The 15757-nt window shown below is 66.7% G+C and carries 22 protein-coding genes; 6 read left to right on the top strand and 16 right to left on the bottom strand.

The window, feature by feature from the left end; genetic code table 11:
• Positions 1–28: 28 nt before the first annotated feature.
• Complete coding sequence (gene purL / locus O3139_RS05965; RefSeq protein ID WP_269516076.1) at positions 29–2227, bottom strand: phosphoribosylformylglycinamidine synthase subunit PurL; 2199 nt, start codon at positions 2225–2227, stop codon at positions 29–31.
• 67 nt (positions 2228–2294) lie between these two features.
• Between purL and O3139_RS05970 the strand changes: the two genes are divergently transcribed.
• Positions 2295–2555 (top strand): type II toxin-antitoxin system VapB family antitoxin, encoded by a 261-nt coding sequence (locus tag O3139_RS05970; RefSeq protein WP_269516077.1) that lies wholly within the window; start codon positions 2295–2297, stop codon positions 2553–2555.
• Complete coding sequence (locus O3139_RS05975; protein WP_269516078.1) at positions 2555–2941, top strand: type II toxin-antitoxin system VapC family toxin; 387 nt, start codon at positions 2555–2557, stop codon at positions 2939–2941. The genes O3139_RS05970 and O3139_RS05975 overlap by 1 nt, the downstream gene beginning before the upstream one ends.
• A 13-nt stretch (positions 2942–2954) precedes the next feature.
• Here the strand turns inward: O3139_RS05975 and O3139_RS05980 are convergent, their stop codons facing one another.
• Positions 2955–3764 (bottom strand): hypothetical protein, encoded by an 810-nt coding sequence (locus O3139_RS05980; RefSeq protein WP_269516079.1) that lies wholly within the window; start codon positions 3762–3764, stop codon positions 2955–2957.
• A gap of 144 nt (positions 3765–3908) precedes the next feature.
• Here O3139_RS05980 and O3139_RS05985 point away from each other — a divergent pair, with 144 nt between their 5' ends.
• Positions 3909–4133 carry a hypothetical protein gene (locus O3139_RS05985; protein ID WP_269516080.1) on the top strand — a complete coding sequence of 75 codons (225 nt, stop codon included), beginning with the start codon at positions 3909–3911 and terminating at the stop codon, positions 4131–4133.
• Here O3139_RS05985 and purQ read toward each other — a convergent pair.
• From purQ to purC, 7 genes are all read right to left on the bottom strand, one after another.
• A complete protein-coding gene (purQ, locus tag O3139_RS05990; protein ID WP_269516081.1) occupies positions 4130–4792 on the bottom strand; it encodes a phosphoribosylformylglycinamidine synthase subunit PurQ in 663 nt (220 codons plus the stop codon). The two genes, O3139_RS05985 and purQ, sit on opposite strands and share 4 nt — an antisense overlap.
• A gap of 150 nt (positions 4793–4942) precedes the next feature.
• Positions 4943–5173 (bottom strand): hypothetical protein, encoded by a 231-nt coding sequence (locus O3139_RS05995; protein WP_269516082.1) that lies wholly within the window; start codon positions 5171–5173, stop codon positions 4943–4945.
• Between the two features lie 35 nt (positions 5174–5208).
• The gene (locus O3139_RS06000; RefSeq protein ID WP_269516084.1) at positions 5209–5673 is read right to left on the bottom strand and encodes a YbhB/YbcL family Raf kinase inhibitor-like protein; all 465 of its coding nucleotides are present in this window, start codon (positions 5671–5673) and stop codon (positions 5209–5211) included.
• A gap of 60 nt (positions 5674–5733) precedes the next feature.
• Complete coding sequence (gene purS, locus O3139_RS06005; protein ID WP_269516085.1) at positions 5734–5967, bottom strand: phosphoribosylformylglycinamidine synthase subunit PurS; 234 nt, start codon at positions 5965–5967, stop codon at positions 5734–5736.
• On the bottom strand, positions 5964–6248 hold the full coding sequence (locus O3139_RS06010; protein ID WP_269516086.1) for a virulence factor: 285 nt from the start codon (positions 6246–6248) through the stop codon (positions 5964–5966). The genes purS and O3139_RS06010 overlap by 4 nt, the downstream gene beginning before the upstream one ends.
• A complete protein-coding gene (locus tag O3139_RS06015; protein ID WP_269516087.1) occupies positions 6248–6415 on the bottom strand; it encodes a hypothetical protein in 168 nt (55 codons plus the stop codon). Before O3139_RS06015 ends, O3139_RS06010 begins: the two co-directional genes overlap by 1 nt.
• 44 nt (positions 6416–6459) lie before the next feature.
• Complete coding sequence (purC, locus tag O3139_RS06020; RefSeq protein WP_041762193.1) at positions 6460–7218, bottom strand: phosphoribosylaminoimidazolesuccinocarboxamide synthase; 759 nt, start codon at positions 7216–7218, stop codon at positions 6460–6462.
• Between the two features lie 302 nt (positions 7219–7520).
• Here purC and O3139_RS06025 point away from each other — a divergent pair, with 302 nt between their 5' ends.
• Entirely contained in the window at positions 7521–7844 is a 324-nt protein-coding gene (locus O3139_RS06025) for a DUF1476 domain-containing protein (RefSeq protein ID WP_269516089.1), read from the top strand.
• Between the two features lie 49 nt (positions 7845–7893).
• On the opposite strand, the gene O3139_RS06030 is transcribed toward O3139_RS06025, so the two are convergent.
• The 5 genes from O3139_RS06030 to purB all read right to left on the bottom strand — a co-directional run bounded on the left by O3139_RS06030 (position 7894) and on the right by purB (position 11975).
• The gene (locus O3139_RS06030; protein WP_269516090.1) at positions 7894–8463 is read right to left on the bottom strand and encodes a fasciclin domain-containing protein; all 570 of its coding nucleotides are present in this window, start codon (positions 8461–8463) and stop codon (positions 7894–7896) included.
• 254 nt (positions 8464–8717) lie between these two features.
• Positions 8718–9338, bottom strand: coding sequence for a fasciclin domain-containing protein (locus O3139_RS06035; RefSeq protein WP_269516091.1), 621 nt, complete (start codon positions 9336–9338; stop codon positions 8718–8720).
• A 106-nt stretch (positions 9339–9444) separates the two neighbouring features.
• The gene (locus O3139_RS06040; RefSeq protein WP_269516092.1) at positions 9445–9939 is read right to left on the bottom strand and encodes a DNA-deoxyinosine glycosylase; all 495 of its coding nucleotides are present in this window, start codon (positions 9937–9939) and stop codon (positions 9445–9447) included.
• Positions 9939–10676, bottom strand: coding sequence for a 2OG-Fe(II) oxygenase (locus tag O3139_RS06045; protein ID WP_269516093.1), 738 nt, complete (start codon positions 10674–10676; stop codon positions 9939–9941). The genes O3139_RS06040 and O3139_RS06045 overlap by 1 nt, the downstream gene beginning before the upstream one ends.
• A gap of 3 nt (positions 10677–10679) precedes the next feature.
• Positions 10680–11975 carry an adenylosuccinate lyase gene (gene purB, locus O3139_RS06050; RefSeq protein ID WP_269516094.1) on the bottom strand — a complete coding sequence of 432 codons (1296 nt, stop codon included), beginning with the start codon at positions 11973–11975 and terminating at the stop codon, positions 10680–10682.
• A 69-nt stretch (positions 11976–12044) separates the two neighbouring features.
• Here purB and O3139_RS06055 point away from each other — a divergent pair, with 69 nt between their 5' ends.
• Complete coding sequence (locus O3139_RS06055) at positions 12045–12713, top strand: glutathione S-transferase (RefSeq protein ID WP_269516095.1); 669 nt, start codon at positions 12045–12047, stop codon at positions 12711–12713.
• Between the two features lie 84 nt (positions 12714–12797).
• Entirely contained in the window at positions 12798–12929 is a 132-nt protein-coding gene (locus tag O3139_RS06060; protein ID WP_269516096.1) for a hypothetical protein, read from the top strand.
• On the opposite strand, the gene O3139_RS06065 is transcribed toward O3139_RS06060, so the two are convergent.
• Both O3139_RS06065 and O3139_RS06070 read right to left on the bottom strand, forming a co-directional pair.
• Positions 12930–14675, bottom strand: coding sequence for a lytic transglycosylase domain-containing protein (locus O3139_RS06065; RefSeq protein WP_269516097.1), 1746 nt, complete (start codon positions 14673–14675; stop codon positions 12930–12932). It abuts the gene before it with no gap.
• 133 nt (positions 14676–14808) lie between these two features.
• Positions 14809–15618: a uracil-DNA glycosylase gene (locus tag O3139_RS06070; protein ID WP_269516098.1), complete on the bottom strand. Its 810-nt coding sequence runs from the start codon at positions 15616–15618 to the stop codon at positions 14809–14811.
• Positions 15619–15757: the final 139 nt, after the last annotated feature.

Consider the following 15757-nt stretch of genomic DNA (forward strand, 5'->3'; position numbering starts at 1 on the left):
TGGTACCGAAACGCCCTGGGTCCCCGCGTCAGCCTTCGATCCAGGACGGCATCCAGCCCTCGTGGATTTCGCGCAGATGTTTCAGGGGAATGCGGAACAGGTCGGTCGAGGCGAAGGCGTCGCCCCGGGCATGGCCGACCACTGCGGCATGCAGCCCGGCTGCGCGCGCGTTGGCCAGCACCTCCTGCGGGTTCGGCACGGCCACCAGGTAGCGGGCCTGATCCTCTCCGAACAGAAAGACGTGGGCATGGGTCGCGCTGGACGCATCCAGCACCACCCCGGTATCGGACGCCAGCGCCATGTCCGCCGCCGCCCCGATCAGCCCGCCGTCCGACAGATCGTGGACGCAGGTCAGCCGCCCGGCCTCGATCTCGCCGCGGATGAAGTCGCCCGTCCTGCGCTCCAGTTTCAGATCGACCGGCGGCGGCGCACCGTCCTCGCGGCCCAGAACTTCCCGCAGATACAGCGACGCCCCCAGCTCGCCGACGGTCTCACCGATCAGGACCAGGGTGTCTCCGTCCGCCATGGTCGAAAAGCCGGCCACGACGTCATAGTTGGGCAACAGGCCGACCGCGCCGACGGTGGGGGTCGGCGGAATCGCCACGCCATTGGTCTCGTTGTAGAGGCTGACGTTCCCGCTCACGACCGGGAAGTCTAGGTCCCGGCAGGCCTCGGCCATGCCGTCGATGGCCCGCACGATCTGGCCCATGATCTCGGGCCGCTGCGGATTGCCGAAGTTCAGGTTGTCGGTGATGGCGATCGGGCGTGACCCCACGGCCGTCAGGTTGCGCCAGGCCTCGGCCACGCACTGTTTGCCGCCCTCGTAGGGGTCGTTCTGCACATAGCGCGGCGTACAGTCCGATGTGACGGCCAGGCCCTTGTCGGTGCCGTGGACCCGGATCACGCCCGCATCGGCACCCGTGGCCGAATCCTGCAGCGTATCGGCCATCACGTGGCGGTCGTACTGTTCCCAGATCCAGCGCTTGGACGCCATGTCCGGGCAGGCCAGCACCTTCAGCACGGCGTCTTCCCAGACGTCGGGCGCAGGCACCTCGCCCGGCGACAGACGGGGATGCAGGTCCGGCTGGACCCAGGGACGATCGTACAGCGGCGCGTCGTCGAACAGCGGGGCCAGCGGCACGTCGCACACGACCTCGCCATGGTGGTTCAGCACCAGCCGTCCGGTCTCGGTGGTCATGCCGATGACGGCGGCGTCCAGACCCCATTTCTCGAAGATGCGATGCCCGTCCGCCTCGCGGCCCGGCTTCAGCACCGCCAGCATCCGCTCCTGGCTCTCCGACAGCATCATCTCATAGGCGGACATGCCGGTTTCCCGCTGGGGAACGGCGTCCATGTTGAGTTCGATCCCCACGCCGCCCTTGCCGGCCATCTCGACCGAGGACGAGGTCAGGCCCGCCGCCCCCATGTCCTGGATGGCCGCCACGGCCCCCGACGCCATCAGCTCCAGCGTCGCCTCGATCAGCAGCTTCTCCGCAAAGGGATCGCCGACCTGGACGGTGGGGCGCTTCTCGTCCGAATCCTCGTCGAACTCCGCGCTCGCCATGGTCGCCCCATGGATGCCGTCGCGTCCGGTCTTGGACCCGAAATAGACCACCGACATCCCCGGCCCCGGCGCGGCCGAGTAGAAGATGGCGTCCGCCTTCGCCAGACCCACGCACATGGCGTTGACCAGGATGTTGCCGTTGTAGCCGGCGTGGAAGTTCGTCTCACCCGCCACCGTGGGCACGCCGACGCAGTTGCCGTAGCCGCCGATGCCAGAGACGACGCCCTTGACCAGCCGCTTCGTCTTTTCGTGCCCCACATCGCCGAACCGCAGCGCGTTCAGCAGGGCGACCGGACGCGCCCCCATGGTGAAGACGTCGCGCATGATCCCGCCGACGCCGGTCGCCGCGCCCTGATAGGGTTCGATGAAGCTGGGGTGGTTGTGCGACTCCATCTTGAAGATACAGGCGTCGCCGTCGTCGATGTCGATGACGCCGGCGTTCTCGCCCGGTCCGCAGATGACGCGCGGTCCCTTGGTCGGAAACTTGCCCAGATGGATCTTCGACGACTTGTAGGAGCAGTGCTCGGACCACATCACCGAGAAGACCCCCAGCTCCAGCTGGTTCGGTTCGCGCCCCAGCCGGTCCAGGATCACCTGATACTCATTGGGGGCCAGGCCGTATTCGACGGCGAGATCGGCGGTGGTCTTCTGCGGGGCGCTCATGGGAGGGGCTTCTAGCGGGCGTCGGACCGATACGCTATATTCTAGAAAGACAGTTCGGAGTTCTAGAATGGGCCTCAGCATCAAACGGGTCGAAACCGAACGCAAGGCTCGCGCTGTGGCGGCGCGGATGGGCGTTGGCGTGACGGAGGCCATCGACCGTGCGCTGGAAGACAAGTGGCAGGCGCTGACCGCCGACGATCAGGCGGAGGAACGGGAAAGAAAGCGCGAGGCTCTGTTTGCCTACCTCGCCAGCCTGCCGAAGGCGCAAGGTCCCACTGTCCAGGAGATCGAGGCCGAAATGTATGGTGACGGCGGTGAGCCGATCTGATGGTGATCGATTCGTCGGCGCTCATCGCCATCATCCAGAATGAGCCCGAGGCGAGGGCGTTCGATGCCTCGATCCGCACATCCTCGACACGGCTCATCAGCACCGCGACCGTTCTTGAGATCGTGTCGGTCCTGACCCGAAGGCTGGGGTATGATGCCCGACCGATCATCGATCATCTGCGCGCCGACTATCGGCTGGTCGTCGTGGGGGTGGATCAGGATCAGATGACGGTCGCCTGTGAGGCGATGGTCCGCTTCGGAAAAAGCCGGCATCCGGCGGCGCTGAATTTCGGCGATTGCTTCGCCTATGCCTTGTCGAAGACGTCGGGCGAGCCGCTCCTCTTCAAGGGTGATGACTTTAGTCGGACCGACGTCCGCGCCGCCTGAACCCAACCGTCTGCTACGCCGCCACCCCGGCGTGCGTCGTCCCGCGGCGAAGGCCAAGCGTGATCCACAGCGCCCCGCCCAGGACGATCAGGCTCGCTGCCAGCGCCCCGAAGGCGAGCGTCGCATTGCCCTTGGCCTGTTCGGCCACGAACACGCCGAGCAGGCCCCAGGCCACGGGCAGGGGATAGGCCAGCAGCCGCGTCGCCCAGGTGACGAACAGGGCAAAGACGGCCACGGCCACCACGGCGATCAGCGCCCAGACCGTCGGGGCCAGGGCGGTGGGCAGGTCTCCGTTGCCGGTGGCCACGGTCAGCAGATTGACCGGCGAGGCGATCGTCAGCCAGCCGGCCAGCGCACCCAGCGGCCAGGCCACCAGCCAGCGGTCGCGATCCCCGCGCGGCAGGCTTCGGATCAGCCTGGCGCTGGTCAGCAAGGGAATGATCAGCACGCTCAGGGAACCGAAGATCAGCACGATGGTCGCCACCTCGGCATCGATCGCCGCGGCGATGATCCAGCTCCCGATGCCGAGGAGGGCCAGGATGGACGGCCAGCCGAAGCGGTTGATCATCTCGCTCTCGCCCGTCTGCGGCAGGGCCTGGCGGATCGCATAGGCGATCAGTCCCAGATAGATCGGCCCCCAGATGGCAAAGGCCCAGCCGACGACCCGCAGGCTCGCATCGCTGTCGGCCGAGAATTGGGCCGGGCTCTGGCCGATGTTTCCGAACTGCTGCAGCTGACCGGCGACGACGGCAAAGGCGGCGGCGGCCAGCACGATCAGGCGGCGGGTCTTCTGGGCGGGGGTCGCGCGGACGATGGAGGACATGGACGGTCTCGAATCAGTCGCCGAAGGCCAGCTTCAGCATTCCAGCCCACTTTACGCGCAGGTCGCGGGATCGTTCATCGGAATCGTGTGGCGGAACCGCACGGCCCGGTCACGGTTGTTCTGGTGCACCAACAGGAGACCGACATGGCTGACGAAACCGGAACCCCCACCGAAACACCGCACTTCGAGACGAGCGACGTCGAGGCCAATCTGGCCATGGAGCAAGGCCTCGGTGTCGGTGCCCGCGAACTGGCCGCCCAGCGCGATCCCGGCGGCATCGTCACGCCCGACGAGGATGAAGACGAAGGCGAGGGCGACGAGGACCCCGTCGACCGCGACACCGCCGTCCAGGGCGATCCCTCGATCTAGGCGGCCGCGTAGATCGATCTGAACAGGACCGCGCCGTCGGCCGAGCCCAGCTCGGCCTCGAAGGCGCGGTCCGGGTGGGGCATCATGCCCAGGACATTGCCGCGTGCATTCTGCAGTCCGGCGATGTCGCCGACCGAGCCGTTGGGATTGTCGACATAGCGAAACACGACCTGACCCTCGCCCTCGATCCGGGCGAGGGTTTCGGCGTCGGCGAAATAGTTTCCGTCGCCATTGCCCTGGGTCATCACGACCTCGCGTTGGCCCTGATAGCCTGCGGTGAAGCGGGTCTGGCCGTTCGTGACCTCCAGGCTGATCGGCTTGCAGACGTATTTCAGCCCGGCGTTGCGCAACAGCGCGCCCGGCAGCATCCCGGCTTCGCACAGGATCTGGAATCCATTGCAGATGCCCAGAACGGCGACCCCGTCGTCGGCGGCCTTCCTGACCGCCTGCATCACCGGCGATTGCGCCGCCATGGCCCCGCAGCGCAGGTAGTCGCCATAGGAAAAACCGCCCGGCAGGACGATCAGGTCCAGCCCATCGGGCAGGCTCGTCTCCTGGTGCCAGACCATCTCGACGCGTTCGTGGGTGGAGCGTTCGATCGCGACCTTGCAGTCGCGGTCGCAGTTGGATCCGGGAAAGACGATGACGGCTGCGCTCATGGCCCGGGCGTCTAGCAGCGTTCGGACCGAATGTCAGTGGGTGGGTTCGACCAGACCCAGCCTGACCTCGATGCGGTCGACCCGATCTTCGAGAAAGACGATGACGGCTGCGCTCATGGCCCGGGCGTCTAGCAGCGTTCGGACCGAATGTCAGTGGGTGGGTTCGACCAGACCCAGCCTGACCTCGATGCGGTCGACCCGATCTTCGAGATGGCCGAGCCGATTGTAGATATTGCCCACATCCTGCTGGATGGCCGTCAGATGTGTTCGAACGGCATTCATCTGATGCTTCAGGTCGTTGACGTCATTGCGCACCACCGAGACGTCGCGCTGTACGGCCTTCAGAACCTCGTAGATCAGATCGTTTGTCGTTCCGGACATGCCGTCACTTTAGCAGCTTTTCCGCCTAGGCCCAATCAGCCCTTGTTCTCCCAGGTCGCGGTGATCGACGCCCTGGCGAGCGTGTGAAAATGCAGGTTGAAGCCGAAGATCGCTCCGGAGTTTTCGGGGGTGACCTCCAGCCGCCCGGTATCGACGGCGAAGACCGTGAAGACATAGCGATGCGGCCCATGGCCGGGCGGCGGGGCGGCCCCGCCGAAGCCCGGCGCGCCATAGTCGGTCCGGCCCTCGACCGCGCCGTCGGGCAATGGGCCGCCCGCGGGGATTTCACGGACGTCGGCCGGGATGTTGGCGACGGTCCAGTGCCAGAATCCGGACCCCGTCGGGGCGTCGGGATCGAAGACGGTGATGGCGAAGGACCTGGTCCCCTCCGGCACCCCCGACCATGCGAGGTGGGGCGATGTGTTGCCTTTCGCCTGCACCTGCGCGTCCGGCAGGGTGTCACCGTCCTGAAAGTCGTTCGAGGTCAGGGCGAAGGTCATGGGTCGCTCCTTGGAGAATCGTCTGTCCAGAAGGGCCGGCCGCGGCCGCATTTGCGACCGTCAGGCTACCTCGATCCGATAGCTTTCGATCACCGTATTGGCCAGCAGGGTCTCGCACATCTTCTTTGCCTCTGCGGCGGGATCGTCCACGCCGTCCAGATCCAGCTCGATCAGCTTGCCGACCCGCGCGTTCGACACACCGGCCCAGCCGAGGCCCTTCAGCGCCCCTTCGACGGCCTTGCCCCGCACGTCCAGCACGCCGGGCTTCAGGAAGATATGGACACGGACTTTCATCGATTGCTCTTCATGAAGGGAGTGAAGTCTGACCACTGCTCGACCCGGAACGCTCGGATGTCCTTCACCGAGTTTCCGAACCAGGGCATGGCCTTCAGCGCGGTCATCGCCGAGGTGAGGTTCGCGAGGTCTTCCAGCTCCGTCATGAACACGCTCTGCTGCACGCGGAAGAACTCATAGCGTTTCAGGGTGCGTTCGATCTCGCGATAGGCCTGGCGCAGACCGGAGGGATGGTGGATCGTCGTTTCGTCGATATCCAGATCGAAAGTGATCGCGAACATCAGGGCTTCGGATCGATTTCGGCATCAGCGAGCGGATAATCGAATTCATCATCGGAATCGATCAAGCGCGCGCGGACGCGATCGCCCTCGACGGCCATGACTTCGTAGGCCGGGCCGATCCCGCCGATCCGGCGAAAGCGGCTGGTGGTGTTCAGATCGACGGGCATGCGAAACTCCGCAGCCTCCTCTCGAACCCCGCCGTTGTCCGCCATCAGTGCAGCCCCCCCTGGATGACGGTCGGCATGTCCTTCATGATCCCCAGACGACGCGCGACCTCGGTGTAGTTCTCGATGACCTGGCCCAGGTCGCGGCGGAAGCGGTCCTTGTCCATCTTCTCGCCGGTCGCGGTATCCCACAGGCGGCAGGAATCCGGGCTGATCTCGTCGGCCAGGATGACGCGGCTGAAGTCGTTCTCCCACACCCGGCCGAACTCGATCTTGAAATCCACCAGGGTGATGCCGACGGCACCGAACATGCCGCACAGATAGTCGTTCACCCGCACGGTGGTGGCCAGGATGTCGTCGATCTCCTGGGTGTTGGCCCAGTTGAAGGCCGTGATGTGCTCTTCGGTCACCATCGGGTCGTTCAGCTCATCCTTCTTGTAGTAGAATTCGATGATGGAGCGGGGCAGGGGCGTGCCCTCTTCCTGGCCCAGGCGCGTGGCCAGCGATCCGGCGACGATGTTCCGGCACACCACCTCCAGCGGGATGATCTCGACCTCGCGGATCAACTGCTCGCGCAGGTTCAGCCGCTTGATGAAGTGGTTGGTGACGCCGATGCCGTTCAGGCGGCTCATCACGAACTCGCTGATGCGGTTGTTGATGACGCCCTTGCCTTCCAGCGTGGCCTTCTTCTGGGCGTTGAAGGCCGTGGCGTCGTCCTTGAAATACTGGATCAGGGTGCCGGGTTCGGGACCCTCGTACAGGATCTTGGCCTTGCCTTCGTAGATCTTCTTGCGCTTCGAATTCATCATCGGGGTCCCTGACGGGATGGATGCGTCGCCGGAAACGCGAATAACGCTGCCAGAGGACGTCTGGGCGGCGCGATTCTGTCTCGAGCTAGGCGGGAAATGGGTCGCGCGTCCCTTAACGGAATTCCGGATGCGACACAAACGGCCGGGCGAGACGGCGCAGCGGGGACACAGCGGCGATCTTCCCGTGACGGGCGAGCGCAATGCGAGGCGTTATCCGTTGCCTTCGAGCGGGGCGCGGCTGTAGATCACCGGCGCGGGACGTCCTGTCTTTGATCCCGCGGCGGAGCGATTGACGACTGATGACGACCTTCAACGATCGGGAAAAGGGCTTCGAGTCCAAGTTCGCACTCGATCAGGACCAGGAATTCCGGGCCATGGCCCGCCGGAACAAGCTGCTGGGCCTGTGGGCGGCCGAGAAGATGGGCCTTTCGGCCGATTCGTCGGAAGACTATGCCAAGGCCGTCGTGCGCGCCGATTTCGAGCAGCCGGGAGACGAGGATGTGTTCCGCAAGATCGCGGGCGACTTCAAGGGTTCCGGATTGACGGTGTCCGAGGGCGAGATTCGCTCCAAGATGGACGAACTGGCCTCCATGGCCCGCGATCAGGTCCGCGCGGGCGAATAGTCCGGAAAGAAGGGGCCGTCCGGGACGGCCCCTGTAACCAGCCGGCCGCTCAATGCGGGGACATCACGCCGTCGATCACATGAATCACGCCGTTGGCGGCGTTGACGTCCGTCGCGGTGATCCAGAAGCTGTCTCCGGCGGCATCATGCAGTCTCAGCCGACCGCGGCCCGCGTCGACCGCCGTGAGCTGGCCGCCCTCGACCGTGGTCAGAGTGGCGGACCCGCCACCCACGCGCACAGCCGTGGCCAGATCGGCTGCGCTGATCCGGCCGGCGACGACATGATACGTCAGGATGCGTTGCAGGTCGGCGCGGCGTGACGGCTGGACCAGGTTCTGAACCGTGCCATCGGGCAGGGTCTCGAAGGCCTCGTTGGTCGGCGCAAAGACGGTGAAGGGGCCGGGCCCCGAAAGCGTATCGACCAGCCGCGCCGCCTGGACGGCGCTGACCAGGGTCGAGAAATCGGGATTGGCGGCGGCAACTGCCACCAGCGTCATGGCCGGGGCATGGCGCGTCGATTGCGCGCGCGGGCGATCATGGGCACTGGCTGGCAGGGCCGAAGCCACGAGGCCGCAGAAGGCCAGGGCGCAGGCGGACGAGACGGCAAGACGACGAAGCATGATCTTCTCCTGAAAGACCGCCTCGACGATCGGGCGGTTCAGGGGCAGCTACTGTGCGTCTGATTGGCCGGATGCGGCAGAAAAGATTAAGAAATATCCATATTCGGCGACGGCTGCCGGAAACGCAAAAGGGCCGCAGCGGGGGGTCTGCGGCCCTTCCATTATCGGGGGCTGGGGGGATAGCCTCACCCGACGATTTCGCGTGTTGACGCCCCTTCAGAATGCGGGACCACGCGAAAGGTTCACCGGAATGATCACCCCGGCATCACGACGGTATCGATGACGTGCACCACGCCATTGGACTGGAGCACATCGGCCTCGGTCACCTTCGAGGTGCCGCCCGCCGCGTCGGTCAGGGTGACCGATCCGTCGGCATTGACCATGACCTTCAGCTTGCCACCCTGAACGGTGGTCAGCTCGGCGGTGCCGCCGGCGGCGGTGGCCTGGGCGGCCAGATCGGCGGCGGTGAGGCGACCCGGTACGACGTGATAGGTCAGGATGCCGGTCAGGTCCGCCTTGCCGGCGGGGGCCATCAGCGATTCGCGCGTCGCGGCGGGAATCTTCTCGAAGGCGGCATTATCTGGCGCGAAGACCGTGAAAGGTCCGGGGCCCGACAGGGTTTCGGCCAGGCCGGCGGCCTGGACGGCGCTGACCAGGGTCGTCAGGTTGGACGCCTTGGCGGCATTGGTGACGATGGTGTCGGAGGGGCTCATGGACGCGCCGCCGACGACGGGGTCCGTGGTGGCGGGTGCCATGGCGGCGGTATCGGTCGCGGTCGCGTCGGCCGCAGGGGCCGTCTCGGCGGGCTTGTTGCAGGCGGCGACAGCCAGCAGGGCGGCCGAGGCGACGGTAAGGGTCAGAATGCGGGGGTTCATGGGCGTCTTCTCCTGAGGGATGGCCGCTTGTGTCGCGGCTCCGGGGATAAAGACGGCTGGGCGACGCAAAGGATGCCTGCCCGATCACGAATTCCGGCGCGACAGCTTACCGCAGCGTGAAGGTCAGTTGATCCCACACCGCCGCCTTCTGCTCGAACGGCCGGGCGTGGGCCGGGCTGGATGAGGGCAGGTCGATCAGGGTCAGGCCGGATCGTTCGCCCAGCAACCGCCGCCCGTTTCGCGCCGCCAGCGCGCCGTTGAACGCCACGGCCTTCAGAGTCGGCAGGCCCGCGATCAGGCCATGCAGGTCGGTGGCCCGGGGCGACCGGATGGCGGCATCCAGACTGCCCGTCCGGTCCGCCGAGGCGATCACGTCCCACAGGCCAATGCCTGACGCCTTTAGGGTCGCAAGCCGCTCGAGGTAGGGCAGGGCGCACAGGTCCTTGCCCACGACGCGTCCGATCAGCCGCCAGAAGGCATTGCGGGGGTGGGCATAGTATTCCTGCGCCGCCAGCGAAGCGTCGCCGGGCAGGCTTCCGAGGATCAGCAGGCGGGTGCTTTCGTCGACGACCGGCGCAAATCCCTGCTTGATCGTCGGCATCACAGTTCGGCGTAGGGCTTGTCGTCCCGCAGCCAGCCCGTGATCGAAAATCGGGGTGCCCCGGCATAGGGCGCGACCGTCGCCACCGAATGCCATTGCGGGGTCCTGAAGAGCGTCAGGACATTGAACCCGGGCCTGAAGCCTCGTGACACGTCTCCGGCGGCATCGTGGAACAGCAGCTGACCGCCCCAGTCGGTTCGCCACTCCCGCGTCAGCCCGATGGTATAGGCTGCCCGGCGTTCACCCACGCCGGTATCGTCGTGCAAGGTCAGATAGTCGCCGGGCCGGAACAGGGTCGCCTGTGCGTCGATCTTGGTGATGCCGGTCTCGCCCGTTACCGCCGCGCAGAAATCCCGTGCCTCGGGACTGTTCAGCAGCTCAACCAGACCATGTGTCGGGTGCTGCGGCTCGCGCCCCGCCAGAAGAGCTTCGATGATCGGATAGGCGAGATAGCTGAAGGCGAACCCTGTCCGCGCCCCTTTCAGCGCCTCGCGTGCCCTGGACGCGACCCCTTCTCGTCCCAGCGCCTGCAGCGCCTCCGGCGACAGCCATTCCCCCTTGCCGGCCGAATTGCTGAGCGACAGACCCCATGGCGTCGCGGTTTTCAGCGCCGCCTCGATGCGGTCGGCGCTTTCGGGTGTCAGGAAATCGGCGACCTGCACCACCCCGTCGCGCTGAAACGCCGACGCGAAATCGCGGGCGTCCAGGCCGGGGTTCAGGCGGATCGGCTGGGACACGCTCTATCCGAACACGCGCTTGAAGACCGTATCGACATGCCTGGTATGGTAGCCGAGGTCGAACAGGGCCTCCAGATCGGCATCGGGCACGATGACCTCGGGGTCCTCCTTCAGGAAGTCCAGGAAGTTGCCCTCGCCGCGCCAGACCTTCATGGCGTTGCGCTGGACGGCCGCATAGGAGTCCTCGCGCGACTGCCCCAGCTGCGTCAGGGCCAGAAGGACGCGTTGCGAGTGGACGAGGCCCCCCAGCCTGTCGAGGTTCCTCTGCATGTTGTCGGGATAGACCAGCAGCCGTTCCATCACGCCGGCCAGACGGTTCAGGGCGAAGTCCAGATGCACCGTCGCGTCCGGGCCGATGCCGCGCTCCACCGAGGAGTGGCTGATGTCCCGCTCGTGCCACAGGGCGACGTTCTCCATCGCGGGGGTGACGGCGGAGCGCACCAGGCGGGCGAGGCCGGTCAGGTTTTCGGTCAGGATCGGGTTGCGCTTGTGCGGCATGGCCGACGAGCCCTTCTGGCCCTTGTCGAAGAACTCCTCGGCCTCCAGCACCTCGGTGCGCTGCAGATGGCGGATCTCGATGGCCAGCCGCTCGATCGAGGAGGCCACGACGCCCAGCGCCGCGAAGAAGGCCGCGTGGCGGTCGCGGGGGATGACCTGGGTCGAGACCGGCTCGACCTGCAGACCCATCTTCTCGGCGACATATTCCTCGACCGCCGGATCGACGTTGGCGAAGGTGCCGACGGCCCCGGAGATGGCGCAGGTGGCGATCTCCTCGCGGGCGGTCATCAGGCGACGCTTGGCCCGCTGGAACTCGGCATGATAGCCGGCCAGCTTCAGGCCGAAGGTGACGGGTTCGGCGTGGATGCCGTGCGAACGGCCGACGGTCGGGGTGTATTTGTGTTCCTTCGCCCGCGCCTCCAGCGCGGCCAGCACCCGATCGGTGCCGGCGATCAGCAGGTCGGCGGAGCGTGCCAGCTGGACGGCGAAACAGGTGTCGAGCACATCCGACGAGGTCATCCCCTGATGCAGGAAACGGGCTTCCTCGCCGACCGTCTCCGAGACATGGGTCAGGAAGGCGATCACGTCGTGCTTGGTCGTGCGTTCGATCTCGTCGATACGGTCGCTGTCCCAGACAGCATCCTTGCCCCTGGCCCAGATGGCCTCGGCCGCCTCGGTCGGAATGACGCCCAGCTCGGCCATCTTCGTGGCGGCATGGGCCTCGATCTCGAACCAGATGCTGTATTTGGTCTCGGACGACCAGATGGCGACGGCCTCGGGGCGGGAATAGCGCGTGATCATGCGGGCGGGTAAAGGCTTTGCCGGCCGACGCTGTCAAGGCGAGTCGGCGGGAAAGCAGGGGACACGGACATGGAACTGATCGTCGGCAATATGGCGTTCTCGACCTGGTCGTTGCGGCCCTGGCTGGTGCTGAAGCGGTGCGGGGCGGAGTTCACCACGACCGAGATCCCGCTCTACGGCCCGGACTCGGCCCGCCTGCTGGCCCGGCATTCGCCGACCGGCAAGGTGCCGGTGTTGAAGGTCGAGGGCGAGACAATCTGGGATTCCATGGCCATCTCGGTCTGGGCGTCGGAGATGTTCCCGGAGGTCCGGCTGTGGCCGTCCGACCGGCATGCCCGCTGGCTGGCCCGGTCCGTCGCCTGCGAGATGCATTCCTCCTTCATGGCCCTGCGCAGCGAAGGCGGCATGGGCCCGGATGCCAACGGCGTGATCCACACCATGGTCGGACCGGACCGCGCGCCGACACCGACCTCCGAGGCCGTCGCCACGGATGTGCGCCGGCTGGTCGGTATCATTCGCACGATGCGCACCCGGTTCGGCGCAGGCGGGCCCTATCTGTTCGGCGAGTGGTCGATGCCGGACGCCTTCCTGACCCCGGTCGCCGCCCGTTTTCGCCACTATCAGTTCGACCTGGCCGCCTATGGCGATGATGGCATAGCGGCAACATATGTGGCCGAACTGCTTCAACAGCCGGATTTCCTCGAATGGTCGGAACTGGCGGTCACGAAGCGGCCTTAAGCGGGCATCACCCCCGTTAACGAAACCTGCGAACCCGACTTTAAGGGAACGCCGTTATCGTTCGACTCCCATCGAGATGCCGCCATGTCCGCCCAGTCGCCCGTCGCAAATCAGCTCACGCCGGTCGCCCCGCGCCGTCCGACGCTGATGACCTATGCGATCTTCATCCTGGTCGTGTGCTGCCTGTCCGCCTCGCTGGTCGGCAGCCTGCTGTAATCAGCGCGTGCCCGCCGGCTGTGCAGCCGACGCGACCAGCACACCTTCCAGCGTATTCGGCGTGGCCGGCGGCTGGGGCGGCGGGGCCACATAGTCCAGACTGATCGGGATCAGGGTCTGACCGGCCGCGAGGGCGTCCAGGGTGTTCAGCGGTCCACCCGTCATGCGCTGATAGATCCAGTAGGCAGCGACGACCTTTTCGACGTATTCGCGGGCCTGGGGCACGTCGATCGTCTCGATCAGCAACAGGGGATCGGCATCGGGCCCCAGCCGACGCAGGGCGTCCAGCATCGGACCCGGCCCGGCGTTGTAGCTGGAAACCGCACGCAGCAGGTCACCCTGGAACTCGGGCCGCGCCAGCATGCGGTTCACATAGACCTGACCCAGACGCACATTGGTCGCCGGCTGAAACAGCTGCTGCGGGCTGGAGACGAAGCTGCGATCGCCGGTCATCTCGGCCGCCGTCGTCGGCATGACCTGCATCAGGCCATACGCTCCCACGGGCGAGCGGGCCTGGGCGTTGAAACCGCTTTCCTTGCGCGCGATGGCATAGACCAGCGAGCGTTCCAGCGTCCAGCCGCCGTCCGGCGCCAGCTCGGGCATCGGATAGTTCTCGGCATTGATCCGGCTGACGTCGCCGCCGTTCGACCCCATGAGTCTCGGGGCGAGGACGCGGGCCAGACCGGTCCAGAGACGCCGGGTGCGGTCCGTTGCCGTGCGCAGGCCGGTACGCAGCTCGTCCTGGGCATCGCCGCGCCGCCCGATCTCATAGAAGGCGACGGTGCGACGGGCGCGGGGGTCGTTCTGGACGAAATTGTCCAGTTCGCGCTGGTTGACCCCGACCGGCTCGTCCGTGACCGAAACCGTCCGGACCACGGCGGAATAGGGAACCGGCCCGCCGTTCAAGACGACCGGCTCCTCGCCCATCTGGCGCAGGGCGATCTGGCCGTAGAAGGTTGCCGGCCAGCGGGCGGCGAGAACGAGGAACTCGTGGATCCGGTCCTGGCGGCCCGACCGTCCGGCGGCGCGTGCGGCCCAGACACCGGCTCCGGCCCGGATCCAGGCGTCTTCCGTCGGGTCGTTGGCGACGCGCTCGAAGGCGGCAAAGGCGCGCGAATAGTCCGCGGTTCGCCAGGCGGCCAGTCCCACCGTCCACCAGTCGCCGATCTGCTCGCCCAGCGTCAGGGCGCTGGTCAGATCGTCATGGTTCAGGGCGACGCGCGCGGCCTTGGCCGGGTCGGCCTCGGAGTTTCCACCGGCCGCCGCGACCGCATCCCAGGTGCGGCTGAAGAAGGTGCCGGTCGGGCGGCGAGGCTCCTCGGCACCATCCGGGCGACGACGCATGGCCAGGGCATAGACCCGCTGGGCACACGGAAGGTCGGCATAGGTCTGGAGCCAGGCCGCCAGCTCTTCATAGGTGGCGGTATAGTCGGCGTGGAACAGGCGCTCGAACTCGACCTGACCGACCAGGACACGGTCGCCCGCTGCTTCTGCCGAGGCGCGGGCCCTGGCCAGATCGCCGCGCCGCAAGGCGTCGAAGGCATTGGTGTAGCTCAGGCGGTCGGCGTTCGACAGGGCGGTCGGTGTGATGCGCGGGCCGTTCTGGTCATCGGAATCGGAGACGGTCGCCTCGGGTCCAGCAACGTCACCGGACGCGGCGAACGCCGGGGAGGCGACACCCGACAGAGCGGCCAGAACCAGGGCAAGCGTCGGCGCGAGACACGCGCGGCGGCGGATTTTGAACAAGGCGGCGGCCCCCTCGTGCGACGCGTCCCCCGGGATCAATTCAGTCTCGATTCGGGATCAAACGCGCGGTCTGCGATCGGTCGTCAAGCAGGGACTATGCCGGAATCCCCTGTTAACTTCAATCACATCGGCGTCAGACGTCAGATAGCGCGGGTCCGTCGGTGTCGCCGTCCAGCCGGGCGGCCAGTTCCAGCATGTCGGCCCACGCCTGCCGTTTGGCCTGGGGCTGCCGCAGCAGGAAGGCCGGATGCAGGGTTGCGATGACCGGTGCGGACACGTCCCCCTCGGTCGAACGCCAGTCCCGCCACTGGCCGCGCACCTTCATGATGCCGTCCTCGGTTCGCAGCACCGACCGTGCGGCCGCCGCCCCCAGCAGCAGAACGGCGCGGGGTTTCATCAGGACGAAGGCCCGCTCCAAGAAGGGCGCGCAGACCGCCTGCTCCTGCGGGGTCGGGGTGCGATTGCCGGGTGGACGCCAGAAGACGGTGTTGGTGATGAAGACCCGGTCTGCCAGCCCGGCGGCGGCCAGCATCCGGTCCAGCAGCTTGCCTGCCCGTCCCACGAAAGGCTGACCCGCCGCGTCCTCTTCCGCCCCGGGTGCCTCGCCGACGAGCAGGATCGGCGCGTGGGGGTCGCCCCGGCCGAAAACGCAGCCGCGTGCGCCCATCCCGACCAGTTCGCAGCCCTTGAAGGCCGCGGCAGCTCCGGCCAGGGCTTCCATCGTCTCCGCGTCGTTCGCCAGCCGCCGCGCCTCGGCCGTCGCGTCCCCCATGTTCACCACCGGTGTGACCGAGGCCGTGGCCCTGGTGACCGCCTTCAGCGCGGGGGCCACGACGATCGTCCGGTCCTGCGGGGAGTCCTCGAAGCACGCGTCCACGCCCGCATCGCGCCAGAAGGCGAGCAGGCTTTCCATCGCAGCGGTATCGTGGGGCTGGGCGTTCATGGTCGGATGCGTCAGGGATAGGCCTTGACCGCCCTCGCGTCACCTTCCGATAAGGCGGGTGCACAGACAAAACCAAGGATTCCCGACCCCGTGACCGAACAAGCCTTCGAAGGCGGTGCCGAGACCCCGGCGCAGGACG

Origin of the sequence: Brevundimonas subvibrioides, assembly GCF_027271155.1 — a bacterium.
Classification (GTDB): Bacteria; Pseudomonadota; Alphaproteobacteria; order Caulobacterales; family Caulobacteraceae; genus Brevundimonas; species Brevundimonas subvibrioides_D.